The sequence below is a fragment of the Pseudomonas sp. PA-4-8C genome (assembly GCF_021606625.1).
Taxonomy (GTDB): Bacteria; Pseudomonadota; Gammaproteobacteria; order Pseudomonadales; family Pseudomonadaceae; genus Aquipseudomonas; species Aquipseudomonas lactis.
The window spans coordinates 12,999-39,642 of the sequence record NZ_WKCD01000002.1 but is presented as its reverse complement, the minus strand read 5'-3'; the positions used below and the strand labels follow the sequence as shown (position 1 = coordinate 39,642).

Annotated in this window: 24 protein-coding genes; 7 read left to right on the top strand and 17 right to left on the bottom strand. The window is 60.9% G+C overall.

The annotated features are described in order from the left end of the window. Positions 1-74 precede the first annotated feature (74 nt). On the top strand, positions 75-1,514 hold the full coding sequence (gene cls, locus GIW04_RS00785) for a cardiolipin synthase (RefSeq protein ID WP_120247416.1): 1,440 nt from the start codon (positions 75-77) through the stop codon (positions 1,512-1,514). Between the two features lie 131 nt (positions 1,515-1,645). Here cls and cfaB read toward each other — a convergent pair whose 3' ends face one another. From cfaB to hflK (GIW04_RS00745), 8 genes are all read right to left on the bottom strand, one after another. After that, positions 1,646-2,830 (bottom strand): C17 cyclopropane fatty acid synthase CfaB, encoded by a 1,185-nt coding sequence (gene cfaB / locus GIW04_RS00780; protein WP_120247415.1) that lies wholly within the window; start codon positions 2,828-2,830, stop codon positions 1,646-1,648. 86 nt (positions 2,831-2,916) lie between these two features. Further along, complete coding sequence (locus GIW04_RS00775; protein WP_057710622.1) at positions 2,917-3,705, bottom strand: HvfC/BufC N-terminal domain-containing protein; 789 nt, start codon at positions 3,703-3,705, stop codon at positions 2,917-2,919. Continuing rightward, the gene (bufB, locus tag GIW04_RS00770; protein WP_034134115.1) at positions 3,696-4,541 is read right to left on the bottom strand and encodes an MNIO family bufferin maturase; all 846 of its coding nucleotides are present in this window, start codon (positions 4,539-4,541) and stop codon (positions 3,696-3,698) included. Before bufB ends, GIW04_RS00775 begins: the two co-directional genes overlap by 10 nt. Positions 4,542-4,608: 67 nt before the next feature. Then, positions 4,609-4,860, bottom strand: coding sequence for a BufA2 family periplasmic bufferin-type metallophore (bufA2, locus tag GIW04_RS00765; RefSeq protein WP_003195792.1), 252 nt, complete (start codon positions 4,858-4,860; stop codon positions 4,609-4,611). A 116-nt stretch (positions 4,861-4,976) separates the two neighbouring features. Further along, positions 4,977-6,863 carry a cation-translocating P-type ATPase gene (locus GIW04_RS00760; protein WP_057710623.1) on the bottom strand — a complete coding sequence of 629 codons (1,887 nt, stop codon included), beginning with the start codon at positions 6,861-6,863 and terminating at the stop codon, positions 4,977-4,979. Beyond that, complete coding sequence (gene hflK / locus GIW04_RS00755; protein WP_003195796.1) at positions 6,860-7,894, bottom strand: protease modulator HflK; 1,035 nt, start codon at positions 7,892-7,894, stop codon at positions 6,860-6,862. Before hflK (GIW04_RS00755) ends, GIW04_RS00760 begins: the two co-directional genes overlap by 4 nt. Further along, a complete protein-coding gene (hflC, locus tag GIW04_RS00750) occupies positions 7,891-8,892 on the bottom strand; it encodes a protease modulator HflC (protein ID WP_183043760.1) in 1,002 nt (333 codons plus the stop codon). Before hflC ends, hflK (GIW04_RS00755) begins: the two co-directional genes overlap by 4 nt. Positions 8,893-8,901: 9 nt before the next feature. Further along, entirely contained in the window at positions 8,902-10,827 is a 1,926-nt protein-coding gene (hflK, locus tag GIW04_RS00745; protein WP_094773983.1) for a protease modulator HflK, read from the bottom strand. A 303-nt stretch (positions 10,828-11,130) separates the two neighbouring features. Between hflK (GIW04_RS00745) and GIW04_RS00740 the strand changes: the two genes are divergently transcribed. The 6 genes from GIW04_RS00740 to GIW04_RS00715 are packed head-to-tail and all read left to right on the top strand — an operon-like array spanning position 11,131 to position 16,808. Next, positions 11,131-11,751 (top strand): CDP-alcohol phosphatidyltransferase family protein, encoded by a 621-nt coding sequence (locus GIW04_RS00740; protein WP_003195803.1) that lies wholly within the window; start codon positions 11,131-11,133, stop codon positions 11,749-11,751. Between the two features lie 10 nt (positions 11,752-11,761). After that, positions 11,762-13,510 (top strand): bifunctional alpha/beta hydrolase/class I SAM-dependent methyltransferase, encoded by a 1,749-nt coding sequence (locus GIW04_RS00735; protein ID WP_120247412.1) that lies wholly within the window; start codon positions 11,762-11,764, stop codon positions 13,508-13,510. Between the two features lie 2 nt (positions 13,511-13,512). Beyond that, positions 13,513-14,811: a phosphatase PAP2/dual specificity phosphatase family protein gene (locus tag GIW04_RS00730; protein ID WP_120247411.1), complete on the top strand. Its 1,299-nt coding sequence runs from the start codon at positions 13,513-13,515 to the stop codon at positions 14,809-14,811. Continuing rightward, complete coding sequence (locus tag GIW04_RS00725; protein WP_054896098.1) at positions 14,801-15,244, top strand: hypothetical protein; 444 nt, start codon at positions 14,801-14,803, stop codon at positions 15,242-15,244. The genes GIW04_RS00730 and GIW04_RS00725 overlap by 11 nt, the downstream gene beginning before the upstream one ends. Before the next feature lie 9 nt (positions 15,245-15,253). Continuing rightward, a complete protein-coding gene (locus GIW04_RS00720; RefSeq protein ID WP_003195812.1) occupies positions 15,254-15,874 on the top strand; it encodes a lysophospholipid acyltransferase family protein in 621 nt (206 codons plus the stop codon). A 1-nt stretch (position 15,875) separates the two neighbouring features. Further along, positions 15,876-16,808 (top strand): phosphatidate cytidylyltransferase, encoded by a 933-nt coding sequence (locus GIW04_RS00715; RefSeq protein WP_014720583.1) that lies wholly within the window; start codon positions 15,876-15,878, stop codon positions 16,806-16,808. Between the two features lie 166 nt (positions 16,809-16,974). On the opposite strand, the gene GIW04_RS00710 is transcribed toward GIW04_RS00715, so the two are convergent. The 9 genes from GIW04_RS00710 to GIW04_RS00670 form a co-directional block, all read right to left on the bottom strand. After that, positions 16,975-17,340 carry a hypothetical protein gene (locus tag GIW04_RS00710; RefSeq protein ID WP_120247410.1) on the bottom strand — a complete coding sequence of 122 codons (366 nt, stop codon included), beginning with the start codon at positions 17,338-17,340 and terminating at the stop codon, positions 16,975-16,977. Between the two features lie 83 nt (positions 17,341-17,423). Next, positions 17,424-19,256, bottom strand: a complete 1,833-nt coding sequence (gene glmS / locus GIW04_RS00705; RefSeq protein WP_120247409.1) for a glutamine--fructose-6-phosphate transaminase (isomerizing) — start codon at positions 19,254-19,256, stop codon at positions 17,424-17,426. A gap of 10 nt (positions 19,257-19,266) precedes the next feature. Continuing rightward, entirely contained in the window at positions 19,267-20,034 is a 768-nt protein-coding gene (locus GIW04_RS00700; protein WP_003195822.1) for a DeoR/GlpR family DNA-binding transcription regulator, read from the bottom strand. A gap of 239 nt (positions 20,035-20,273) precedes the next feature. After that, positions 20,274-21,641 (bottom strand): bifunctional UDP-N-acetylglucosamine diphosphorylase/glucosamine-1-phosphate N-acetyltransferase GlmU, encoded by a 1,368-nt coding sequence (gene glmU / locus GIW04_RS00695; RefSeq protein ID WP_034134121.1) that lies wholly within the window; start codon positions 21,639-21,641, stop codon positions 20,274-20,276. 122 nt (positions 21,642-21,763) lie between these two features. Then, the gene (locus GIW04_RS00690; protein ID WP_003195825.1) at positions 21,764-22,180 is read right to left on the bottom strand and encodes a F0F1 ATP synthase subunit epsilon; all 417 of its coding nucleotides are present in this window, start codon (positions 22,178-22,180) and stop codon (positions 21,764-21,766) included. Between the two features lie 44 nt (positions 22,181-22,224). Further along, positions 22,225-23,601 carry a F0F1 ATP synthase subunit beta gene (gene atpD / locus GIW04_RS00685; RefSeq protein WP_003195827.1) on the bottom strand — a complete coding sequence of 459 codons (1,377 nt, stop codon included), beginning with the start codon at positions 23,599-23,601 and terminating at the stop codon, positions 22,225-22,227. A 27-nt stretch (positions 23,602-23,628) separates the two neighbouring features. Then, positions 23,629-24,489 carry a F0F1 ATP synthase subunit gamma gene (gene atpG / locus GIW04_RS00680; RefSeq protein ID WP_003195829.1) on the bottom strand — a complete coding sequence of 287 codons (861 nt, stop codon included), beginning with the start codon at positions 24,487-24,489 and terminating at the stop codon, positions 23,629-23,631. 50 nt (positions 24,490-24,539) lie between these two features. After that, positions 24,540-26,084, bottom strand: coding sequence for a F0F1 ATP synthase subunit alpha (gene atpA / locus GIW04_RS00675; protein ID WP_003195831.1), 1,545 nt, complete (start codon positions 26,082-26,084; stop codon positions 24,540-24,542). Between the two features lie 21 nt (positions 26,085-26,105). Next, positions 26,106-26,642, bottom strand: coding sequence for a F0F1 ATP synthase subunit delta (locus tag GIW04_RS00670; RefSeq protein WP_120247408.1), 537 nt, complete (start codon positions 26,640-26,642; stop codon positions 26,106-26,108). Positions 26,643-26,644: the final 2 nt, after the last annotated feature.

Below are 26,644 nucleotides of genomic sequence, written 5' to 3'. Positions count from 1 at the left end.
TGGCAAATAAAATAGCGACATTCACAGCCGTTCATGGTCTGTTACGCACTGGACTGCCTGGAGTTACGTCGTTCATGGATTTCTTTGGCCCGCACCTGCTCGCCTACGTCATTGCCACGCTGCACTTTCTGGGAACGCTCGCCGCGATCCACGCAGTACTGACCGTGCGCACCGCACAAGGCTCGATCGCCTGGGCGTTGTCACTGATGTTCATGCCCTACCTGACGTTGATCCCCTACCTGATTTTTGGCCGCAGCACCTTCGACGCGTACATCCAGGCCCGTCGCCAGGCCAACCAGGAAATGCACACGGCCATCACCGAGTTGAACTGGCGCCCGTGGGTGGAGGAAGCGCTCGCAGCGCGCAACTCCAGCGCCTATGCCTCCTTGCGCGCCATGCCCAAGCTGGGCCGTATGCCGTGCCTGGCCAACAATGAAGTGCGCCTGTTGATCAATGGCGATGCCACTTTCGGCGCGATCTTCGAGGCTATCCGTCACGCAAAGACCGCCGTGCTGTTCCAGTTTTTCATCATTCACGATGACGAACTGGGCCGCCAGTTACAGGCCTTGTTGAAGGAAAAAGCCGCCCAGGGCGTAGCCATTTACGTGCTCTACGACCGCATCGGCAGTCACGCCCTGCCCCATCGTTATGTGCAAGCGCTGCGTGACGCTGGCGTGCAGGTCAAGGCGTTCGCCACCCGCAGTGGATGGCTCAATCGCTTCCAGGTCAACTTCCGTAACCATCGCAAGATCGTCGTGGTGGACGGCATCACCGGGTTTGTCGGCGGGCATAACGTAGGCGATGAATACCTGGGTAAAAAACCGCCGCTGGCGCCATGGCGCGATACCCATGTGCAGGTCACCGGCCCAGTGGTGGCGTGCCTGCAGGAGTCGTTTGCCGAGGACTGGTTCTGGGCCGCCCGGGAACTGCCGCCGCTGATCCTGCCGGACACCTACCCGGAGGACGGCGTGCTCTGCCAATTGCTCGCCAGCGGCCCGGCGGACCCTTATGAAACCTGCTCGCTGTTTTTTGTCGAGGCCATCCATGCCGCGACCGAGCGCGTATGGATCACCAGCCCCTACTTCATTCCCGACGAGGCGGTGTTTGCCGCCCTGCGCCTGGCGGTGTTACGCGGGGTAGATGTGCGCCTGCTGCTGCCGTCACGGCCCGACCATCGCATCGTGTACGCCGCATCCAGCCTGTATGCCAACGAAGCGGTGCGAGCGGGCGTGCGGGTGTTTCGCTACACGCCAGGCTTTTTGCATCAGAAGGTGGTGTTGGTGGACAGCGAAATCAGCGCCATTGGCAGCGCCAACATGGACAACCGTTCGTTCCGGCTGAATTTTGAGGTAATGCTGCTGACGGTGGATGAAGCCTTCGCCAGCCAGGTTGAACAGATGTTGCTGGATGACTTTGCCCTGGCCCATGAAGTCAGCCAGGAAGAAAGCCGCGAGACCCGTCGCCTGCAGCAACTGGGGATGCGCGTGGCGCGCTTGATCTCACCCATCCTCTGACAGACAACACACAACCCATGTGGGAGCTGGCTTGCCTGCGATGGCGGTGTGTCAGTCGACTCATCCGGTCCTGATACAACGCTATCGCAGGCAAGCCAGCTCCCACAGTTTCGATCTTCAGTGTCTGGAGATCAGCGGTAGAGATCTTCCCGCGTCCACGGCAGTTCATGCCCGCCATCGGCATGGGGTTTTACCGCCAATATCTGGTGCAGGTTGATCCAGCCACGGGCAAACGCGTAAGCGCAACCGGCCAGGTACAGCCGCCAGATACGTAGCGCCTGCTCAGGCACCATCTTCGCCGCCGCTTCCAGGTTGTCTTCCAGGCGTTCGCTCCAATGGTCCAATGTGCGGGCGTAATGCATACGCAGGCTTTCGACATCGACCACTTCCAGCCCCGCTTCGCTGATCTGGGCGGTCATCATCGCCAAGTGCGGCAGTTCGCCGTTCGGGAACACGTAGCGCTCGATAAACTCACCAGCGCCACGGCCCACGGGGCGGCCGTCGGTGTGCTTGGCGGTGATGCCATGGTTCATCACCAGGCCGCCTTCACGCACTGCGCCGAACAAGGTCCGGCAGTATTGCGCCAGGTTGGCGTGGCCGACGTGTTCGAACATGCCCACGCTTACCACTTTGTCGAAACGACCGTCCTGGGGCAGGTCGCGGTAATCGAGTAATTGCAGGTCGACCTGGTCTTGCAGGCCTTCGGCGTTCACCCGCTCCTTGGCCAGGGCCAGTTGTTCCTTGCTCAAGGTGATACCGAACACTTTTACCCCGAACTCCCGCGCGGCATAGCGCGCCAGCCCGCCCCAGCCACAGCCCACATCGAGCAGATACTCACCTGGCTGCAGCCGCAACTTGCGGCACAGGTGGCGGAATTTGTCTTGTTGGGCTTGGTCGATCGACTCGCTGCCGGTTTCAAAATAACCGCAGGAGTACGCCATGTCTTGGTCCAGCCACAGCTGGTAGAACTCGTTGGATAGGTCGTAATGGTAGGAAATGGCCGCGGCGTCGGTGGCCTTGTCGTGAATCGAGCGCACCGGACGACTCCCCTCGTCGTCATCGACCAAAGCGTGACTCAACTCGTCACATACCCTGATCACTTCGGTGATGGAGCCTTCCAGCTCCAGCTTGCCCTCGACGAAGGCTTCGCCGAGTGAGTCGAGCGTTGGATGGGTCAGCCTGGAGACAACCGTGGGGTCCTTGACCACGATGGTGACACTGGGCTCAGGGCCCAAGTTGAATTCATGGCCGTCCCAGAGTCGAAGACGCAGCGGTAGCTGAAGATTCTGTAAGGCCGGTGGAAGTTGCGCGAGCATGAGTAGTCCCCCCTTGTTTCAGACGTCTGCTGTGAGGGTAGACCATGCCAAACAAAGTAGGAAGCTATCGAATGAATAACCTCCTTCTATGGCGCTCGGCGCTCGAGCAAACCTTCCTGGACCCACTGTTTCAGCCAAGTGGCCGCTTGCAGCGACGCCCCCTCTGAATAAGTGACCGCCAGCTCAGTACACAGTTCTGAAAAATTCCAGCCCATGGTCACCATGCCCGACAGCGCACAGGCTTCAGCGGCTTCCAGGCTGCGGTAGTGGCAGCGGTTCTGGTTGCGCCACACCAGGCAGATTTGCGCCGGTTCCAGCGTCTGGCTGCCGGGGAAATCCGACTCATCCTTGCTGGCTCGCCAGATCGCCACCGTGTTGAAGCGGCAAAGCAGCTGCTGCACCGAAGGCGCCAGCGCAACCTGCAAGGTGGGCCAGTCTTCAGGCGCCAGGTGCGCCATGTCATTCAAGGTCAGCGGCTCCCCTTCGGCGGCGTCAAACGCCAAGGTGAACGCCCACTCCAGGCGTGCCAACTCAGCCAAAGGCGCACTTTGCGCAGCCATCAGATGCTCAACGATAAACATCGCAAAGCGCTCGCCCAACCAGCGCACGCTGTAATGGGCCGAGGGATAACGGCGGATGTAGGCCTCGGTCAGTGAGCAAAACTCCTCATCTCCCAGCCAATACCAGATGGCACCGAAGTCATGGCGCAGCACTTCTTGCAGACGCGACAGGTAAGCGTTGTGGTAAATCGCCAGGCCGGTGTCTACATCCAATGTCGGCCCTCCCAGCAAGGTGGCGGCAAAGCCACTGTTGGCCGCGGGTGCTTCGGATAATAGATGCTGCTCAAACGCCAACTGCCAGTCGATCAGGCGCATAACGCTCTCCGGGCCAAGGCGCTGGCACCCAACTCACGGGCTTTGTTCAACTCGGTGAGCAACTCTTCGAAGGGCGGAAAATGGTCATCGCGTTCCAGCAACGTCGACACCGGGCCCAAATGCTCCAGAGTTTGCTGATACAGCGCCCACACCGGGTCGCACACGGGATGGTCATGGGTATCGACCACATAGTCGCCATAGTCCATATGCCCCGCCAAATGCAGCTGGCGAATGCTTTCGGGTGGCAGGTTGCGAATGAAGGTCCAGGCATCAAAACCATGGTTACGTGCGCTGACGTAGACGTTGTTGACGTCCAGCAGCAACTGGCAGCCGCTCAGATGGGCCAAGGCGTTGAGGAACTCCCACTCGGTGAATTCATCCGCCTTGGAACGCACATAGCTGGAGACATTTTCCAGCACCAGCGGACGCTGCAACACGTCCTGCACCTGACGTACACGGCCGGCCACGTGGTAAAGGCTTTCTTCGGTGTAAGGCAGGGGCAACAAGTCATGTAGCTGGTGCGCACTACCGCGGCTCCAGCACAGGTGATCGGAAATCCACGCCGGCTGAATGCGCTCTGCGAGCTGTTTGATGTGGTTCAGGTAATCGGTATCGAGGGCATGCGGCCCGCCGATGGACAACGACACACCGTGCATCACCAAGGGGTAACGCTCGGCTATCGCATCCAGGTAGTACAAGGCCTTGCCGCCCTGTACCAAGTAATTTTCGGAGATCACTTCGAACCAATCCACGGCCGGCGACTGTTCAAGGATCTGGTGGTAGTACTCACTGCGCAAACCCAGGCCGTAACCCAGACTTGGAAGGGACGCGGACATGACTCACTCCTGGGCAAAGTGTCCGCAGCGGTGGCAGGCAGCCGCCGCGGTTGCACTCGTGTGCCGGTTACTCGCCGACTTTACCGCCAGCGGCGTCACAGGCCGACTTGGTCATGGCCTTGAAGCCCATCCCTTTGCACTCGCCCTGGCCCTTGCACGCGTGGTCCTTGGTTTTGCAATCGTTCATGCCTTTGCAGGAGGTCACGCCGTAGCAGTGCACGGTGGCGTCTGCGGCTTGTACCTGAGTGGCCACACCCGCGAACAGAGAAGCAGCGGCCATTGCGAGGGCGGCACCAGCAGCAGCGGATTTAATGCTCATTGTTGTATTCCTCATGATCAGTAGTGGAGCCGGTCTGAACGGATTGTTCAGTCTCGACACAGCACTAGAGTGAGGCCCCCTGTCGGCGTTACAGCCGTGAGCAAATATTTCTGAAATTATTCCTCAAGCTTTAACAGCGGCTCCTGGAAGCGCAGCAAACGCCCGGCATTACCCAACACCAGCAAGGTACTGAGGTTATGCAGCACCGCCGCGATCATCGCGCCCGCCGCCCCCAACCAGCCAAATGCGGCGAATACCACAATGGCCAGCGTCCAGCCCAAGCCAATGATCACATTGACCTGCAACGTCTGCCGACACTGGCGGCTCAAGCGCACACAGGTGCCCAGGCGGCGCAAATCGCTGCCGATCAGCACCACGTCCGCCGAGGCCAGGGCGATGTCCGCACCGCCCGCGCCCATGGCCACACCGACCACACCGGCCTTGAGCGCCAGGGAGTCGTTGATGCCATCGCCCACCACCATTGGCCTGAAGCCACTGCTGATTTCGCCCAGCACGCGGTTGAGCTTGTCTTCCGGCAGCGCTTGGGCTTCGACATCACTGATGCCCACGTCCAGCGCCAGGCTGTCGGCCACGCTTTGGCGGTCGCCGGTCAGCAGCAGTTGGCGGCCCAGGCCCAAGTCACGCAGCTCTTGCAGGGCCTGGCGCGCTTCGGGTTTGACGCTGTCGGCCAACAGCAGCCAGGCGAGGAACTCGCCGTTCAACGCCAGCCCGGCAATCGGGCCATCATGGGTGGGTACGGCGGTGGTGACGATGCCCAACTGTTCAAATAACTCCGGCCGTCCCAGCGCCGCTTCGCCCTGCTCGGTCTGGGCAACCACGCCCAGGCCCTGACGCTCGCGGATGTCGCTAAGAACAAGCATCTGCTCCTGGCTCGCCAACCCCGCCAACGCTCGGCTGACCGGGTGACTGCTCGCCGAACCGAGGCTGGCCGCCAGGTTCAGCAGCGCTTGGCGATCCGGCACGCGGGTCTCGATGGACTGCAAGCGCAGGGTGCCAAAGGTCAGGGTGCCGGTCTTGTCGACCACCAGTGAAGTCAGGTCGGCCAGCTCTTCGAGGAACGCCGAGCTGCGAATCAGGATGCCATGGCGCGCCGCCACGGCAATCCCGGCAATCGCCGTGGCCGGTGCCGACAGCACCAAGGCACAGGGGCACGCCGCTACCAGTACCGCGAGCATCGCCTGGGCGTCATTGGTGACAAACCAGGTGACGGCCGCCAGCAGCAACACCAGCACCATGTAGCTGCCGGCATAGCGCTCCAACAGCCGGGTGATCGGCGGCTTGGACCGCTCGGCGTTCTGCATCAGCGCAATGACTTTGCCCAACGTCGATTCGTTACCGGTGCGCGTGACCTCAAGGCGCAGCAGGCCATCGAGGTTGATCGCCCCACCAAACACCTGCACGCCCACGCTGGCTTCCAACGGCACCGACTCGCCGGTGATCGGCGCCGTGTCCAGGCTCGCCTGGCCGGACAACACCACGCCATCGGCCGGCACGCGGTCGCCGGCGCGCACTTCGACGATATCGCCGGTGTTCAAGGTGCCGTTATCCACTTCGGTGATGCTGCCGTCTGCCTGCACCAGGCGTGCGTGGCTGCGGGTGAGTTTGCCCAGGGCATGGATCGCTTCCTGGGAGCCAATCACGCTGCGCTCTTCCAGCACATGCCCAAAGATCATGATGATCGGCAGCAACGCGGCGGTGAGCAGATCGCCCGTGGCCCAGGCGCCGAGCATGGCCAGGGCGATCAATTGGTCGGTGATGCCGTGCAGGCTTGGAAAGCGCAGGCTGTACCAGGCTGAACGCATCACCGGCACCGCCACCAACAGCGAAGCCACGCCCAGCAGCAACTGGCTGACGCCGCTCTGGGCCGGCGCGAGCCAGCGCCACACCAGGCCCAGCATGAGCAAGCCCAGGGCGAGCATCGCCAAGGTCAATTGCCGGGCAGCGCTGCGCTGTTCGGCGGAGGTCAGCATGGGTGCGCTCATTGTTCGGCTCCCTGGATGATCAAGCGGGAGTCGTCTTTGGGATCGACGGTGGTTACCGAACCGGCCTGGCCGAGAATCTTCGGCAGGCGTTCACGGTACAGACGCAACAGCAAACCGGGGTCTTTGACCTGGGCGAGGCTGGCAACGGTAGCGGTTTGCGCCTGGGCATTGGCCAAGCGCTCGCTGGCCTGGGCATGGGCGACTTGCACCTGGCGGTCAGCCTCCTGGTTGGCGGTCTGGGTAAGTTTTTCCGCTTCAGTGCGGGCGTTGGCCACGGCTTTATCGGCTTGCTGGCTGGCGGTCAGTACGGCGTTGAACGCATTCACCGCCGGGCCTGGCAGGCTCGATTGCACATCGACACGGGTGGCTTCGATACCCAGCCCCAAGCCGCTGGCCGCCAACTCCGCCAGGCGTTTATTAATGCCTTGCACCAGGTCGCCGCGCAGCCGCTCACGGCGTTCGGCGGCGCCATTGTCGCTGCCGATCAGTTCCGGGCGGGCTACCAGGATGGTGTCCAGATCCCGCGCAGCGGTGAGGGCCACGGCGCTGCGTGTCACCAGCCGATCCAGGGCCGGCAGCACGTGGTCGCCCTGCAACACAAAGGCGTAGGGTTCGGTCACCTTGTAGAACACCCGTACGTCCAACTGCACCACCCCGGCATCGCCGGTCAGCAGGTAGCCGGAACCGGCCAGGGCATCGCTCAAGGGCGTGGCGAAACTGGCCACCCGATCGGCCTGCAATGCCGCATCGGAACGCAGCAGGTTTTCTACCCGGCGTTCGATCACCCGGTCGGCCGCTGGCAACAGGACGACTTGTTCGAAGGGTTGCGGCCAGGCCAGCAACAATCCGGCGTTCTGAATGCGATCAAGGGCGCCGAAGTGCAAGACCACGGCGCGATTCTGCGGGTCGATCTGGCGCACATTGGAAAAGGCCCAGGCCAACGCCGCCAATACGGTGACCGCGTACAGTGCCAGGAACGTCAGGCGCCCGGCCTGGATCCACGGGCTGTCCGGGCTTTCAGGCTCGCTCATGGCTGCAGGTCCTTGGGCCCGTCCACCAAGGCGCGGAACGGCGCGGCGTCGGTGCGCAGGATGATCTTGGTCCCCGGCGTGACCACCGTGCCCAAGGTATCCAGCGAGCGCAGCAGGTTGTACAGCTGCGGATTGCCAGCGTAGGCACGACCATAAATCTGCGCGGCTTCGACACGCGACTGCGCTTGGATATCAGCGGCTTTCACAGTGGCATCGGCCTGCATGATGCGCGCATCACGTTCGGCAGCGGAGCGGATCTGCGCGGCTTCGCGCTTGCCCACGGCAGTGCGTTCGGTGGCGATGGTTTCACGCTCGGCGCGCATGCGGTCAACCGTGGCGGTGAGGGTCACCGATGGCAACGTCAAGCGCTCGATGCCGACCTGCGCCACGCGCACACCGTAGGTGGTGAGCAATTGCTGATCAATCTGCTGGCGCAACTGCGCTTCAAAATCGGCGATGCGCACTTGGCTGGCGTCGGTATTGATCAAGCTGGACAGGTCAAAGCTGGCTGCGGTGGTTTCCAACGCCGAGCCGACGAAGGTACGAATCTGCCGCGCCGCCTCATCAGGCTGGTTCTGCACCGCACGCATAAAACGCTGCACGTTGTCGGCATCGCCCTGCACCTGCCACGCCACATAGGCCTGCACGATAATCCGCAGGCCATCGCGGGTGCCCACATCCTGCAAGCCGCTGGAGGTGGTGCGCAGGCGCAGGTCCACCGGGATCGCCGCTTCGAACGGTGCCGGCCAGCGCCAACCCAGGCCCGGTTCCAGCAACACACGCGCGGGGTTGCCGAAGCGGGTAATCACCGTGGCCTCGCCGGAACGCACTTGCACCAGGCTCGCCGCTGCCACGGCAAACAGCACCAGCAACGCCGCCCACGCCATGCGACGCCAGGGAAAAGGCCCGGCCGCCTGCTCATCGCCGTGATGGTGATGGTGGTGGCCGTGATGGTGGTGATGACCGTGATCATGATCGTGGGAATGAGCGCTCAACAGACGAACTCCTTATTGAACGGCTTTGCGCGGCGCCGACGGGTCGGCGGGCAAGGTAAAAGAACGCAGATCGATCGTCGGCGCGCTGTCGGCGCCCAAACGATGATCCAGAATAAGCAGCTTGGCCTGGGCCAGGCCCTGGCTCAGTTGGCCCAGGTACTGTTCCAGCACGAAGGCTTGGCCCGCAGCGGCGTAGGCCTTTTGTTCGGCGGCAAAGCGCAGGTTCGCTGCTTGGGCGCCGGCATTCACTTCGCGGGCACTGGCCTGGGCCTGATCGCGAGCAGTGCTGGCTTGCAGCAGCGCCTGGTTGGTCTGTTCGCTGGCGACACCGCGTTCACGGGCGATCAGCGCCTGGGCGCCGATCTGCGCGGCTTGCACACCGTGGTAAGCGTTAGCGGCACCGGCCGGCGGGTGGATCGCCTCGACCACCGTGGCGAGGATTTCCACACCGCTGTCGAGGGTTTGCAGGTCGGCTTGCACACTGCGGCCAATCTCGTCGGCGAGGCTGGTGCGCTCTTCCCCGAGTAATTCATCCAGGGTGCGCGACGCGAAATCGTGCACCAGGATGCGGCTGGCGGTGCTGCGGATCAGGGTCGGGATATCCGCGCTGTTGTAGGTGGCGGCAAGCGCAGCCTGATCGGTGAGGCCGATGCGGTAGACAAAGCGCACGTCCATATTGACGATCTGGAAGCCCTGCTTGCCGCCGCTGCTGCTGGCAATGACCTGGGATTTGTCATTCACATGGCTGGCGTCCCACAGGCGGTTGGCGATCAACGGCGCCGGGCCTTCGGCTGCGGCCAGCTCCGGTGTGGCGGCGTCACTGACGCTGGTCGCCAGCTCATGCACCACGCCGTTTTCAACATTCAGTACGCGGCCCAACGGCCACGGTAAGCCCGCATGCAACCCGGGGCCGAACACCTCGACCGGTTTACCAAAGCGCTCATAAATCCCACGGCCTTGCAGGGGCACTTCATGCACACCGGTCAGCGCCCAACCTACCGCCAGCACCACCAGCAACACCGGGAAAAACGCTCGGCGCATGTAGGTAAAGGCCCAGATCTGGCGCAGGTCGATGCCAAAGCGGTTGTGCAGTTCATGCTGCAACGCCAGCAAGGGCTGAGGCGGCCAACGCAGTAGGCCGGCGATAAAACTCTGCGCCATCAAGCGCGGTTCGAGGCGCGGCTGGCGCGGGCTGAACAGCGAGAGCACGCCCCTGAGCAGGAACTCCAGCGCCACCAACGCCGGCAACAGCCCGATGAGAGTGGCCAGGCGCAACGGCCAGACCGACTCCGCATTGGCAAACAGCAGGCAGATCGCGCTGAGCACCAGGCAAATAATTGCCATCCGGCTCAACTGCGCCAACTGTGAGGCTTCCGGCCATTGGGCAGCGGTTTCCTGGGCCAAACGGCGTTCGAATACCAACAGGCCAAACGCCAGGGCCAATGCGAGCGCTGCGCCAATACTTGCCGACTGCCCGATGGCGGCAGCGGGCAAGCCCAAGTTCCAGAACTGCAGGATGCTGACCAGCGCCAACAGCGACCAGCCGCCCAACCACAGCACCGGCGCGCCAATCTGCGCCAACAGGCCGTTGCCGAACCGGTTGATCAGGCCCTTGTGCCAAGGAGTGGGCTCGCTGAGAGGTTCGATCAACTCGCCGCTCGGCGCTTCCAGAGCCTGGGCACGCCAATCGGCCACCCACCAGGCCGACTGCAACCCGGCCACCAGCAGCAGCAAGGCCGACGCGCAGTTGATCAATACCACCGGCCAGATCGACAGCGGTGCAAACAACGCTACGAACAGCGCCAATATCCAACCGCTGAGGGCCAGGGTCGTCAGGCCGATACCGGCCTGGCGCAATCGACGGGCGTGGAACAGCCCCTGCTGAAAACGCGCGAGGCCTTCAACCGAAGCCCCGTCAGCCTCTAGATCCACTTGCATCTGCTCAACGCCCACTTGTACACAATTCGTTACGATATAACACGAAGCGTGAAATTTTTGTTCGAAACCCCGGTAGGAGCGAGCTTGCTCGCGAAAAACCTCAACGATAACGCGGGCATCCTGAATATATGCGGCGCTTGTGAGTTTTTCGCGAGCAAGCTCGCTCCTACATTGGCCCCTAATCGTGCTGAGAGTGTGACTAACCCCCTATAAACACGAGCCATCACTGGTGTCGGCTGCGATTAGTCGGCACACTTCAGAACAGTTTTTCGCGGGTTCACGGACAAGGAAGCGCCACCCCCCATGATTTCCATCTACCAACTCAAACCGCGTTTTCAAAACCTGCTGCGCCCTCTCGTGCAGCGCCTCTATGACAACGGCACCACCGCCAACCAGATCACCGTACTGGCCGGGGTTGTTTCCCTGCTGGTGGGGCTGTTGATCGCGGGCTTTGCCCAACACCTCTGGCTGTTTGCGCTGATCCCGCTGTGGATGATTGTGCGCATGGCCCTCAATGCCATTGACGGCATGCTCGCCCGGGAATTTGGCCAACAGTCGCGCCTCGGTGCTTATCTCAATGAACTGTGCGATGTGATCGCCGACAGCGCGCTGATCCTGCCCTTTGCATTGATCCCCGAGGTGAGCCTGGCGCCGGTGCTGCTGGTGACGCTGCTGGCGGTATTCAGCGAGTACGCCGGAGTGCTGGGGCCAATGGTGGGCGCGTCGCGCCGTTATGACGGGCCCATGGGCAAGAGTGATCGGGCGTTCGTACTCGGCGTGTTGGCCACGGGCGTGGCGCTGGGCTGGCTCGGCGCCGGTTGGGTGGAGGTGGTGATGTGGCTGGTCGCCGCCCTGCTCGCCTACACCTTGGTCAACCGGGTGCGTCAGGGCCTCAAAGAACAACAAACTTCCCCTTCTGCATAAGGATTTTGCGATGCGCGAACAGCAACAGCACACCTTCAGTACCCATGATGGCGTCGAGCTTTTCTACCGGCACTGGCCGGCCACGGCAGGCGCCGGGCCGCGCAAGGCGATCCTGTTGTTCCATCGCGGCCATGAGCACTCGGGGCGTATTGCCCACCTGGTGGATGAACTGGGCCTGCCTGAATTCGACTTCTTCGCCTGGGACGCCCGTGGCCATGGCCAATCCCCTGGCGAGCGCGGCGACAGCCCCAGCTTCGCTACCAGCGCCCGCGATGTGCAGACCTTCTGCGACCACATCAATGCCACCTACGGCATCGAAGAGGAAGACCTCGCCGTGATCGCCCAAAGCGTCGGCGCGGTGATCGCGGCAACCTGGGTTCATGATTACGCGCCAAAAATCCGCGCCCTGGTGCTCGCCTCGCCAGCCTTCAAGGTCAAGCTGTACGTGCCCTTCGCCCGTCCAGGCCTGGCACTGATGCGCAAGTTTCGCGGCAACTTTTTCGTCAACAGCTACGTCAAGGCCAAGTTCCTCAGCCATGACCCCGAACGCGTGGCGTCCTACGACAGCGATCCGCTGATCACCAAAGCCATTTCGGTGAATGTGCTGCTGGGCCTGTACGAAGCGGCCGACCGGGTTGTAGCCGACGCCCAGGCGATCCAGGTGCCGACCCAGTTGCTTATCTCCGGCTCCGATTTTGTGGTGCACCGTAAACCCCAGCAGCAATTTTTCGACCGCCTCGGCAGCCTGAAAAAAGAGCTGCATATCCTCCCTGGGTTTTTCCACGACACCCTCGGTGAACGCGACCGAGCCGTGGCCGTGAACAGCGCCAAACGCTTTATTTTGCAGAACTTCGCACACCCGCTGGACCGCGCCTCTCTACTGGACGCCGACAAACTTGGCGCCACGTGCGCCGAATCCGAATCCCTCGCCGCGCCGTTGCCACGCAATTCCCTGCGCGACCTGTACTGGCGCATGACCCGCGCCAGCATGGGCCTGGGTAAAAACCTGTCGGATGGGGTGAAGCTGGGCTTCGACACCGGCTTCGATTCCGGCAGCACCCTGGACTACGTGTATCGCAATAAGCCTACCGGCAAGGGCGGGCTGGGGCGGATGATCGATACCAACTACCTCAATTCCATTGGCTGGCGCGGTATTCGCCAGCGCAAGTTGAACGTCGAGGAGTTACTGCGCCTGGCCATGGCCAAGCTGCGTGACGACCAACGCGAAGTGCGCATTGTCGACATCGCCGCCGGCCACGGCCGCTACATCCTGGAAGCCTTGCAAGGCGTATCGCCGCTGCCGGAATCGATCCTGCTGCGCGACTACAGCGACATCAACGTGCGCGACGGTGGCGCGCTGATTCGAGAGAAGGGCTTGGGGGACATCGCTCAGTTCGTCAAAGGCGATGCGTTCGACCGCGCTGACCTGGCTGCCCTGGACCCCAAGCCGACACTGGCCGTGGTGTCCGGCCTGTACGAATTGTTTGCCGATAACGCCATGGTCGGCAGCTCGCTGGCGGGCCTGGCCGAAGCTGTGGAGCCAGGTGGTTACCTGGTCTACACCGGCCAACCGTGGCACCCACAATTGGAGCTGATTGCCCGCGCGCTCACCAGCCACCGTCAGGGCCAGGCTTGGGTAATGCGCCGGCGTAGCCAGGCGGAAATGGACCAACTCGTCGAAGCGGCGGGCTTTCGCAAGGTCACCCAGCGCGTGGATGAGTGGGGCATTTTCACCGTGTCCCTGGCACAGAAGATCTGAACATGCGCGAACCCGGTTTATTGAAACCTGCGGTGCTCTGGCTGCTGCTGTTGGCACCGCTGTTTTTCAGCACCTACGGCTTTGCCACCTGGGTCACCAGCCAGCGCAGTGACGTCGGTACGCTGGTGTTCGGCTGGGAAAGCCACATGCCGTTCTGGGCCTGGACCATCGTGCCCTATTGGTCCATCGACCTGCTTTACGGCTTCTCCCTGCTGCTGCCCACTACACGCCATGAGCTCAAACAGCATGCGCTGCGCCTGCTGAGTGCGCAGGTGATTGCCGTGAGTTGCTTTCTGATCTGGCCACTGCGCTTCACGTTTGAGCGGCCGGAGCTGGACGGTGTGTTCGGTTGGTTGTTTGCGGTGCTGGCCGGTTTTGACAAGCCCTTCAACCAGGCGCCTTCGCTGCATATCGCGCTGCTGGTGATCTTGTGGGTGATGTACCAGCGGCACACTCAAGGATTGTGGCGTTGGCTGGTGCATGGCTGGTTCGCGCTGATCGGCGTTTCGGTGCTGACCACTTATCAACATCACTTTATCGACTTACCCACAGGCGCCCTCGCGGGATGGCTGTGCGTTTGGTTATGGCCGGTAGAACACCCAAGCCCATTGTTAAGTGCGCGGTTGACGCGAGATACCCAACGTCGTCGCCTGGCTGTGCGCTATGGGCTGGGCGCGCTATTACTGCTGGCGCTTGCCTTGGTACTGGGCGGCGGCTGGCTGTGGCTGCTGTGGCCAGCGGTTTCCCTGGGTTTGATCGCGGCCAACTACCTTTTGATCGGCGTGTCGGGCTTTCAAAAACGTGCGGATGGCCGCCTTACACTTGCCGCCCGATGGTTGTATGCGCCTTATTTGGCGTGTGCGTGGATCAATTCGCGGCTGTGGACACGCAAACATCCACAGCCGGACCTGATTGTGGATAACGTCTGGCTTGGGCGCATTCCTACAACCGGTGAACAGCGCTCATTCGCGAGCATCGTCGACTTATGCGCCGAACTGCCGATGGATCCACAAGGCCGTGCTTACGTCTGCGTGCCCGTGCTGGACCTGATCGCCCCAACCCCCGACGAATGCCTGAACGCCGCCCACGCCATTGAACGCCTGCGAGCGAGCGGCCCGCTGTTGGTGTGTTGTGCCCTCGGTTACTCACGCAGCGCCACCGCCGTCGCCGCCTGGCTGCTGAACACGGGGCGCGCCGCCACGGTTGAGCAAGCGCTGGCTATTATTCGTACAGCGCGGGCCGATGTGGTCCTGCACCCCGCACACCGTCAAGCGTTGGAGGGTTTGCCAAATGCCTGCTGATATGGAACTTCAGGTGGTCGCCAGCCTGTTGCGCCGTGGCCGATCATTGGATCAGTTATCCACAGGGCTGACGCTGCTCGGTGTGCTGTTCGGCCTCGCCCAGTTGTTGCTGGCCAGTATTTCCACCATTTGCTTGCTGTTGGCCCTGTGGATGATTGTGCTGGGCCTGTTGCAAAAATATTGGGCGCTGCGGGTGGCCTTTGACGCCGACCTGTTCGCCCTGCTCGCTCGCGACACCACCCGCACGCCAGACCTCGACCAGGCCCTGCAAACCCTTGGCCTGCAATCGCCCAAACGAGCCGGTCGCCCCTGGACTGAGCGCCGTCGTGGCGCCCTCAAACTGTTGCGTAAACAAGCCTGGCTGCTGGGCGCGCAAGCGCTGCTGACCCTGGGCGTCATCCTCGCCAGCCCTTGGCTACCCTTCGCCGGATAAGGAATCCCCATGTTCGAACCCGTGGTCGCCACGCTGATTACTTCCATGGCCCGCACCGTCACCGGCGCCCGCAGCCTGTGGCTGGGGTGCGCGCCGGTACCGGTGCAGCGCATCTATTTTGCCAACCACAGCAGCCACGGTGACTTCGTGCTGGTATGGGCATCGCTGCCGCAGAACCTGCGCAAATTCACGCGCCCGGTGGCCGGCAGTGATTACTGGAACAAGAGTGCTCTGCGCCGCTACATCATCAATCGAGTGTTCAATGGCGTGCTGATCGACCGTGAGCGCAAGGACCCTGTGGATAACCCTTTGCAGCCCATGCTTGCGGCGTTGGAGGGCGGCGACTCGCTGATCATTTTCCCCGAAGGCACGCGCAATCTGGAGGATGGCTTGCTGCCCTTCAAAAGCGGCTTGTATCACTTGGCAAAGAGTTACCCACAGGCCGAGCTGGTCCCCGTGTGGATAGCCAACCTGAACCGGGTCATGCCCAAGGGTCGCGTATTGCCACTGCCATTGCTATGCACCACCAGCTTCGGTGCCCCCCTGCAACTGGAAGAAGGCGAAGACAAAGCCGCCTTCCTTGCCCGCAGCCGCGACGCCCTGCTCGCCCTTGCCCCGGAGCATTCCTGAGATGGATAGCCAAACCCTGATGTTATTTGGCGGCATCGGCGCGATCCTGGTCATCGCTTCGCTGATCGGCCTGATCCTCAAGCTGCGCACCCGTGGCAGCCCGAATGCCGTGATCGATAACCTCAACGCCCGCATCAACGCCTGGTGGGTAATGGTGGTGGTCATCGGCATCGCCTTCTGGCTGGGCACCGGCGCGGTGATCCTGTTGTTCTACGCGGTGTCGTTCTACGCCCTGCGCGAATTTCTTACGCTCACCCCGACCCGGCGCAGCGACTACCCGGCCCTGGTGGCCGCGTTCTACCTGGCCCTGCCGCTGCAATACCTGCTGATTTACGCCGACTGGTATGGGCTGTTCTCGATCTTCATTCCGGTATACGTGTTCCTGCTGCTGCCGATCCTCGCCTCCCTGGGCGGCGACAGTACGCACTTTCTGGAACGGGCATCGAAGGTGCAATGGGGGTTGATGATCGCGGTGTTCTGCGTGTCTTTCGTACCGGCGCTGCTGACGTTGGACATCCCCGGCTACGAAGGCCGCAACCTGCTGCTGATCGCCTATTTAGTGATCGTGGTGCAACTGTCGGACGTATTGCAGTACGTGTGCGGCAAGCTGTTCGGCAAACACAAGATCGCGCCCAACCTGTCGCCGTCGAAAACCGTGGAAGGGTTTGTGGGCGGGATCCTGCTGTCCTCCTTGATCGGCGCGGCGTTGTGGTGGACCACACCGTTCAATCCCTGGCAGTCATTCTTGATCGCCCTACTGATCAACTTGCTGGGGTTTGCCGGCGGGATCGTGATGTCAGCGATCAAGCGTGACCGCGGTGTGAAGGACTGGGGGCACATGATCGAAGGACACGGCGGGATGTTGGATCGGCTGGATTCAGTGTGCTTTGCGGCGCCGATCTTTTTCCATCTTGTGCGGTATTGGTGGACTTGACCCACCCCTTTTACAAACCCGATGGAGATCCAAATGTGGGACCTGGCTTGCCTGCGAAAGCGGTGGTGCAGTAACAGATGCAGCGACTGAAACGCCGCCTTCGCGGGCAAGCCCGCCCACAGGGGATATGCGCCTACCTGTAGGTTTTGTGGTGCTTTCAATACCTCTAGCCAGTGATCTCGACATAGCTGGACTCACCGCCGCCTGTCGCACCCGATAGCCAACCCCAAACGAAACTCAGCGTTGTGCGCCCGGCGTGATCCACACCTACCGTGCCTCGTGACCACCCCGCCAGCAGTTCGCCGTCCAGGGTTACGCACTGATAAAGCAGCTCGATGGTATCTGCACCGGTCACCCGCCCGACCTGCGTTCCCAGGCGAATTCGGCCACCCTGGTAATTGCTGGAAATCACGCCATCTTCGACCTGGTAATGAAACACGGTGCCGGTGCCGGACAACCCTTGGGCGTTATTCGCGACCACGAACCGACGATTGTGCAAACGTGCCTGGACAGTCGCAGAAGAGCTTTGCATCAGTACGCATCCTTGAATTAATCGAATCCAAAACGAAAAAAGGGGCTGTTAAACACAGCCCCTTTTGGGTACATCAGTAAGGCTTACTCCACCGTCACCGACTTCGCCAGGTTACGCGGCTGGTCCACGTCGGTGCCCTTGAGCACGGCGACGTAGTACGACAGCAACTGCAGCGGGATGGTGTAGAGGATCGGCGACAGGGTGTCGTGGATGTGCGGCATGTTGATGACGTGGGTGCCTTCACCGTTGGTCATGCCGGCCTTCTCATCGGCGAAGACGATCAGTTGGCCGCCACGGGCGCGTACTTCCTGCAGGTTGGACTTGAGCTTCTCCAGCAATTCGTTGTTCGGCGCCACGGTAACCACCGGCATGTCGTCATCCACCAGGGCCAACGGGCCGTGCTTCAGCTCACCGGCAGGGTAGGCTTCGGCGTGGATGTACGAGATTTCCTTGAGTTTCAGCGAGCCTTCCATCGCCACCGGGTACTGCGCACCACGGCCCAGGAACAGGGTGTGGTTCTTGTCGGCGAAAAGCTCGGCGACTTTTTCCACGGTGCTGTCCATGGCCAAGGCTTCGCCCAGGCGGGTCGGCAGGCGGCGCAGTTCTTCCACCAGGGTGGCTTCGACACCTTCGGCGAGGGTGCCGCGCACTTGGCCCAGGGACAGGGTCAGCAGCAACAGGCCCACCAGTTGGGTGGTGAAGGCTTTAGTGGAGGCGACGCCGATTTCACGACCGGCCTGGGTCAGCAGGGTCAGGTCGGATTCACGCACCAGGGAGCTGATGCTGACGTTACAGATCGCCAGGCTGCCGAGGAAACCCAGTTCCTTGGCATTGCGCAGGGCGGCCAGGGTGTCGGCGGTTTCACCAGACTGGGAAATGGTCACGAACAGGGTGTCGGGCTGCACCACCACCTTGCGATAGCGGAACTCGCTGGCGACTTCGACCTGGCATGGGATGCCGGCCAGTTCTTCCAACCAGTAACGCGCCACCATACCGGCGTGGTAGCTGGTGCCGCAGGCGACGATCTGCACATTGCGCACTTTGGCGAACAGTTCAGCGGCTTGCGGGCCGAAAGCGTTCACCAACACTTGGTTCTGGCTCAGGCGACCTTCCAGGGTGCGCTGTACCACTGACGGCTGCTCGTGGATTTCCTTGAGCATGAAGTGGCGGAACTCGCCCTTGTCGGCGGCTTCGGCACCGTCGCGGTATTGCACGGCTTCACGTTCCACGGACTGACCGTTCACGTCCCAGATCTGCACGCTTTCACGGCGGATGTCGGCAATGTCGCCTTCTTCCAGGTACATGAAGCGGTCGGTCACTTGGCGCAGGGCCAGTTGGTCGGACGCAAGGAAGTTCTCACCCAGGCCCAGGCCAATTACCAATGGGCTACCGCTGCGGGCGGCCACGACGCGGTCAGGCTGGCCCGCGCTGATCACGGCCAGGCCGTAGGCGCCGTGCAGCTCTTTGACCGTGGCCTTGAGGGCGGTGGTCAGGTCGCTGTGGTCCTTGAGCTTGTGGTTGAGCAGGTGGGCGATCACTTCGGTGTCAGTGTCCGAGGTGAAGACGTAGCCCAGGCCCTTGAGTTGTTCACGCAGCACTTCATGGTTTTCGATGATGCCGTTGTGCACCACCGCCAGGTCGCCAGAGAAGTGCGGGTGAGCGTTACGCTCGCACGGAGCACCGTGGGTGGCCCAACGGGTGTGGGCGATCCCTAAGCGACCTACCAGTGGCTCACCGGCCAGGGCCTGGTCCAACTCGCTGACCTTGCCCGGGCGGCGCATGCGCTCCAGCTTGCCGGCGTTGGTGAAGACGGCCACACCGGCGCTGTCGTAGCCGCGGTATTCGAGGCGCTTGAGGCCTTCGATCAAGATGGCAGTAACGTTACGTTCGGCGACTGCGCCAACAATTCCACACATGGTGCTTCTCCTAGATGATTGCCGCGCATATCAGCGTGATGCCGCGGGCTTGGATCTGGTCGCGGGCCTCGAGCGGCAGGCGATCATCGGTAATAAGGGTATGGACGCTGCTCCAGGGCAGTTCCAGGTTGGGAATCTTGCGGCCGATCTTGTCGGATTCGACCATCACCACCACTTCACGGGCGACCTCGGCCATGACGCGGCTCAAACCCAGCAGCTCGTTGAAGGTGGTGGTGCCGCGCTGCAGATCAATGCCATCGGCACCGATGAACAGCTGATCAAAGTCATAGGAACGCAGGACCTGCTCGGCGACCTGGCCCTGGAACGAATCCGAATGCGGGTCCCAAGTGCCGCCGGTCATCAACAGCACCGGCTCGTGTTCCAATTCGCTCAAGGCGCGGGCCACGTTCAGGGAGTTGGTCATCACCACCAGGCCCGGTTGATGGCCCAGTTCGGGAATCATCGCGGCAGTGGTGCTGCCGCTGTCGATGATGATGCGCGCATGCTCACGCAAACGCTTCACCGCCGCACGGGCAATGGCGCGCTTGTAGGCCGAGATCGGCTGGGCAGCGTCGCCCACCAGCTCTTGTGGCATGGTGATTGCGCCGCCATAGCGACGCAGGAGCAGGCCGTTACTTTCGAGGGCGGCAAGGTCCTTGCGGATGGTCACTTCCGAAGTTTCGAAATGTTTGGCCAATTCGTCCACGCTGACTTCGCCCTGTTCGTTGAGCAAGGTGAGGATATTGTGGCGTCGTTGGGGGGTGTTTCGTTTCGACATGGTAGTGATAAGTTTCGTTTCGAAAGATAACGAAGGCAATCAAAACCTATTGGCGAAAGATCGTCAAGGGGCGGAGATAATTTTTGCAAAGCGTTCGGGCATTGCACAAAACAACTGTGGGAGCTGGCTTGCCTGCGATAGCGGCGTGTCAGGCGACATCACTGTTGAATGTCAGACCGCTATCGCAGGCAAGCCAGCTCCCACAGAAGGGTGTGTCAACCTATCGACTTGTGGATAACTCAGGTCTTCTTGATTTTGACCGGGCGTTTCCAGCCGTCGATGTTGCGTTGGCGAGCGCGGGCAACGGCCAGTTGGGACTTATCCACATCCTGGTTGATGGTTGAGCCCGCGGCAGTGTTGGAACCATCGCCGATGGTCACCGGAGCAACCAGCGAGTTATTGGAGCCGATGAACACGTCTTCACCAATGGTGGTCTGGTACTTGTTGGCACCGTCGTAGTTGCAGGTGATGGTGCCGGCACCGATGTTGGTGCGGGCGCCGATGACGGCATCGCCCAGGTAGGTCAGGTGGCCGACTTTGGCGCCTTCGCCGAGCTGAGCGTTCTTCAGTTCGACAAAGTTACCCACATGGGCCTTGGCCCCCAGCTCGCTACCCGGGCGCAAGCGCGCAAACGGCCCGGCATCGCTGCCCTCGCCCATCACCGCACCGTCGATATGGCTATTGGCCTTGACCACCACGCCTTTGCGCAAGGTGCTGTCCTTGATCACGCAGTTCGGGCCGATGACTACACCGTCTTCAATGATCACGCGGCCTTCGAGGATCACGTTGATATCGATCAGGATGTCGCGGCCCACCGTGACTTCGCCACGCACATCGAAACGCGCCGGGTCTCGCAGGGTCACGCCCTGGGCCATCAGGCGCAGGCCTTCGCGCAGTTGATAATGACGTTCCAGCTCTGCCAGTTGTTTGCGGTCGTTGGCGCCCTGCACTTCCATCGGATGGTGGGGCTGCTCGGTGGCGACCAGCAGGCCATCGCTGACGGCCATCTCGATGACGTCGGTGAGGTAATACTCGCCCTGGGCATTGTTGTTGGACAGGCGGCTCATCCAGTCGGCGAGCTTGTTGGCAGGCACCGCGAGAATGCCGGTGTTGCCTTCAGTAATCGCGCGCTGGGCTTCGCTGGCATCTTTGTGTTCAACGATGGCAGCTACCTTGCCGTCGGCGTTGCGCACAATGCGGCCGTAGCCCGTAGGGTCATCCAGCTCAACGGTCAGCAGGCCCATCTGGCCAGGCACCACGTGCTTGAGCAGGCGTTGCAAGGTTTCCACTTCAATCAGCGGTACATCGCCGTAGAGGATCAATACCGTGTCCGCGGTGATGAAAGGCACAGCCTGCGCGGTCGCGTGGCCGGTGCCCAGTTGCTTGTCTTGCAATACGAAATTCAGATCGTCCGCGGCCAGACGCTCGCGAACCAGGTCTGCACCGTGGCCAATCACCACATGAATACGTTGTGGGTCCAACTGGCGGGCGCTGTGGATAACATGACCCAGCATGGAGTTGCCCGCGACCGGGTGCAGTACCTTGGGCAGGGCTGAACGCATGCGGGTGCCCTGGCCTGCGGCGAGAATAACGATTTCAAGAGACATGAATGGCTACCAATCCTGGGCGGTCCGGGTTCAGACCAAAGAAGTGTTTTGCAAAAAAGAAAAAGGGTAGCCGAGGCTACCCTTTTTAATCAATCACGCATCAAGCAAAACGGCGTGGCCGCTTACTTCTTGCGGATCTGCTGGAGAGTACGCAGCTGGGCTGCGGCCTCGGCCAGACGGACTGCAGCAGCGCTGTAGTCGAAGTCTGCGCCTTTTTCGTTCAGCGCCTTCTCGGCAGCCTTGACGGCTTCCTGAGCGGAGGCTTCATCCAGGTCGCCAGCACGTTGCACGGTGTCGGCAAGTACCTTGACCATGTTCGGCTGAACCTCGAGGAAACCACCGGAGATGTAAAACACCTCACGTTCCCCGCCTTGCTTGGTCAGAGTGATCGGACCTGGCTTCAAGCTTGTGATCAGCGGAGCGTGACCCATGGCGATACCAAGATCACCCAGGTCACCGTGCGCTGTTACAAACTCGACCAGACCGGAGAAGATTTCCCCTTCCGCGCTGACGATATCGCAATGGACTGTCATAGCCATCTGATTGCCTCAACCTGATGAGCGCCCGTTGCCGGGCGCCTGGATTACAGTTTCTTGGCTTTCTCGATCGCTTCTTCGATGCCGCCGACCATGTAGAACGCTTGTTCTGGCAGGTGGTCGTAGTCACCGTTGAGGATGCCTTTGAAGCCAGCAATGGTGTCTTTCAGGGAAACGTATTTACCCGAGGCACCGGTGAAGACTTCAGCCACGAAGAACGGCTGCGACAAGAAGCGCTGGATCTTACGAGCACGGTTTACCAACTGCTTGTCGGCTTCCGACAGCTCGTCCATACCCAGGATCGCAATGATGTCCTTCAGTTCTTTGTAACGCTGCAGCACGTACTGAACGCCGCGAGCGGTGTCGTAGTGCTCCTGGCCGATCACGTTCGGGTCCAGCTGGCGCGACGTCGAGTCGAGTGGATCGACCGCTGGGTAGATACCCAGGGAAGCGATGTCACGGGACAGAACGACGGTAGCGTCCAAGTGGGCGAAGGTGGTGGCTGGCGACGGGTCGGTCAAGTCATCCGCAGGTACGTATACCGCTTGGATCGAGGTGATCGAACCTTCCTTGGTCGAAGTGATACGTTCTTGCAGAACGCCCATCTCTTCAGCCAGGGTCGGCTGGTAACCTACTGCCGAAGGCATACGGCCCAGCAGTGCGGATACTTCAGTACCGGCCAGGGTGTAACGGTAGATGTTGTCGACGAACAGCAGAACGTCGTTACCTTCGTCACGGAACTTCTCGGCCATGGTCAGGCCAGTCAGGGCTACGCGCAGACGGTTTCCCGGCGGCTCGTTCATCTGACCGTAAACCAGTGCCACTTTGTCCAGAACGTTGGAGTCCTTCATCTCGTGGTAGAAGTCGTTACCCTCACGAGTACGCTCACCCACACCTGCGAACACGGAATAACCGCTGTGCTCGATGGCGATGTTACGGATCAGTTCCATCATGTTTACGGTCTTGCCTACACCGGCACCACCGAACAGACCGACTTTACCGCCCTTGGCGAACGGGCAAACCAGGTCGATAACCTTGATGCCGGTTTCCAGCAGGTCGTTGCCGCCTGCTTGTTCTGCGAACGAAGGTGCTGCGCGGTGAATGCCCCAGCGCTCTTCGGTGGCGATCGGGCCAGCTTCGTCGATCGGGTTGCCCAGTACGTCCATGATCCGGCCCAGGGTCGCTTTACCGACCGGTACGGAGATGGCAGCGCCAGTGTCGACAACGTCCAGACCGCGCTTCAAGCCTTCGGTGGAACCCATCGCAATGGTACGAACTACGCCGTCGCCCAGCTGCTGCTGAACTTCCAGGGTAGTTTCCGCGCCTTGTACTTTCAGCGCGTTGTAGATGCTCGGTACGCTGTCGCGTGGAAATTCCACGTCGATAACGGCGCCGATGATTTGAACGATACGTCCGCTACTCATAGCTGGATCCTCTGAATATTTGAACCGTTAAACCGCGGCAGCGCCGCCGACGATTTCCGAGATCTCTTGGGTGATCGCAGCCTGACGCGCCTTGTTGTAGATCAGCTGCAAATCGCTGATCAGATCACCGGCGTTATCGGTAGCGTTTTTCATCGCGATCATCCGCGCCGCTTGTTCAGCTGCGTTGTTCTCGACCACCGCCTGGTACACCTGCGACTCCACGTAGCGCACCATCAAGCCGTCAAGCAGCTCTTTGGCGTCTGGTTCGTAGAGGTAGTCCCAGTGGTGCTTGAGTTCCTGATCCGGGGTCGCCACCAGTGGAATCAATTGCTCCACGGTTGGCTGCTGGGTCATGGTGTTGATGAACTTGTTGGATACCACGGAGAGGCGGTCAATACGGCCTTCCAGGTACGCATCCAGCATCACCTTCACACTGCCGATCAAATCATTGATCGACGGCTCTTCACCCAGGTGGCTGATAGCTGCAACGACGTTACCGCCGAAGTTGCGGAAAAAGGCCGCACCCTTGCTACCAACAACACACAGATCAATCTCGACGCCGTTTTCGCGGTTTACCGCCATGTCCTTGACCAGGGCCTTGAACAGGTTGGTATTCAGACCACCACACAAACCACGGTCACTGCTCACTACCACATAACCCACACGCTTGACGGCGCGCTCGATCATGAACGGGTGGCGGTATTCCGGGTTGGCGTTGGCCAGATGCCCAATTACCTGGCGGATACGCTCCGCATAAGGACGGCTAGCAGCCATGCGCATTTGTGCCTTGCGCATTTTGCTGACCGCCACTTTTTCCATGGCGCTGGTAATTTTTTGCGTGCTTTTGATGCTCGCAATCTTACTGCGAATCTCTTTTGCGCCTGCCATGTAACACCTATCAGGTTAGCAAGCGGGAGCCTTGCGGCTCCCGCTGCGGCTTACCAGGTTTGGGTGGCCTTGAACTTCTCGATACCGGCTTTCATGCCAGCGTCGATATCGTCATTGAAGTCACCCTTCACGTTGATCTTCGCCATCAATTCGGCGTGATCGCGGTTGAAGTAAGCAATCAGCGCTTGTTCAAAGCTGCCGACCTTGGCGATTTCAACGTCGGTCAGGAACCCACGCTCAGCGGCATACAGCGACAACGCCATGTCAGCGATCGACATTGGGGCGTATTGCTTCTGCTTCATCAGCTCGGTAACGCGCTGACCATGCTCAAGTTGCTTACGGGTCGCTTCGTCCAGGTCAGAAGCGAACTGGGCGAATGCCGCCAGTTCACGGTACTGAGCCAGAGCGGTACGGATACCACCGGAGAGCTTCTTGATGATCTTGGTCTGAGCGGCACCACCCACACGGGATACCGAAACACCGGCGTTCACTGCAGGACGGATCCCGGAGTTGAACATGGCCGATTCCAGGAAGATCTGACCGTCGGTGATGGAAATCACGTTGGTCGGAACGAACGCGGAAACGTCGCCAGCCTGGGTTTCGATGATCGGCAGTGCGGTCAGGGAACCGGTTTTGCCGGTCACTGCGCCGTTGGTGAACTTCTCTACGTACTCTTCCGAAACGCGGGATGCGCGCTCCAGCAGACGGGAGTGGAGATAGAACACGTCGCCTGGGTAGGCTTCACGGCCTGGTGGACGGCGCAGCAGCAGGGAAATCTGGCGGTAAGCCACTGCTTGCTTGGACAGATCGTCATAAACGATCAGCGCGTCTTCACCGCGGTCGCGGAAGAATTCACCCATGGTGCAACCGGAGTACGGTGCCAGGAATTGCAGCGCAGGAGATTCCGAAGCACTGGCAGCCACGATGATCGTGTTGGCCAGGGCGCCGTTTTCTTCCAGCTTGCGAACCACGTTGGCGATGGTCGATTGCTTCTGACCGATCGCTACGTAGACGCAGAAAATGCCGCTGTCTTTCTGGTTGATGATCGCGTCGATCGCCAGAGCGGTCTTACCGATCTGACGGTCACCGATGATCAGCTCACGCTGGCCACGGCCGACTGGGATCATGGCATCGACAGCCTTGTAGCCAGTCTGTACAGGCTGGTCTACCGACTTACGCCAGATCACGCCTGGAGCAACTTTCTCGACCGCGTCGGTCTCGGTGTTGCCCAGTGGACCTTTACCGTCAACAGGGTTACCCAGTGCGTCGACTACGCGACCCAGCAGTTCCTTACCAACCGGAACTTCCAGGATGCGGCCTGTGCACTTGGCGCTCATGCCTTCAGCCAGACTGGTGTACGCGCCCAATACAACGGCACCTACGGAGTCTTGCTCCAGGTTGAGGGCCATACCGTAGACGCCGCCCGGAAACTCGATCATCTCGCCGTACATGACGTCGGCCAGACCGTGAATCCGCACGATGCCGTCAGATACGCTGACGACAGTGCCTTCGTTACGGGCTTGGGAGGTCACATCGAGCTTGTCGATGCGGCCCTTGATAATTTCACTTATTTCGGAAGGATTGAGTTGCTGCATTGCTCTGCTGCCCCTTCAAACTCAAGATTTCAATGCTTCGGCAAGTTTCGCGATTTTGCCGCGAATCGAGCCATCGATAACCAGGTCGCCGGCACGGATAACAACACCACCAATAAGCGATGCGTCCTCCGAAGCTTGCAGGCGCACTTCCCGATTGAGTCGTGCACTGAGAACCTTGGCGAGTTTGTCTTGCTGTTCTTGGTTCAATGCGAAAGCACTGGTCACTTCAACGTCTACCGATTTCTCTGCTTCGGCCTTGTACAGGTCGAACAGAGCGGCGATCTCCGGCAACAGCGGGAGACGGTCGTTTTCGGCAATGACGTGGATGAAGTTCTGCGCCTTCACATCAAACTTGTCGCCGCACACTTCAATAAAAGTGGCGGCCTTGTCTGCGCTCGTCAGGCGCGGGGCCTTGAGCACGCGCTGCATGGTGTCGTCTTGCGACACTGCTGCAGCCAGGCCGAGCATGGCTGACCAAGAGGCCAGCTGCTGGTGGGCCTGGGCGTGCTCGAAGGCTGCCTTAGCGTAAGGTCGGGCCAACGTGGTCAGTTCTGCCATGA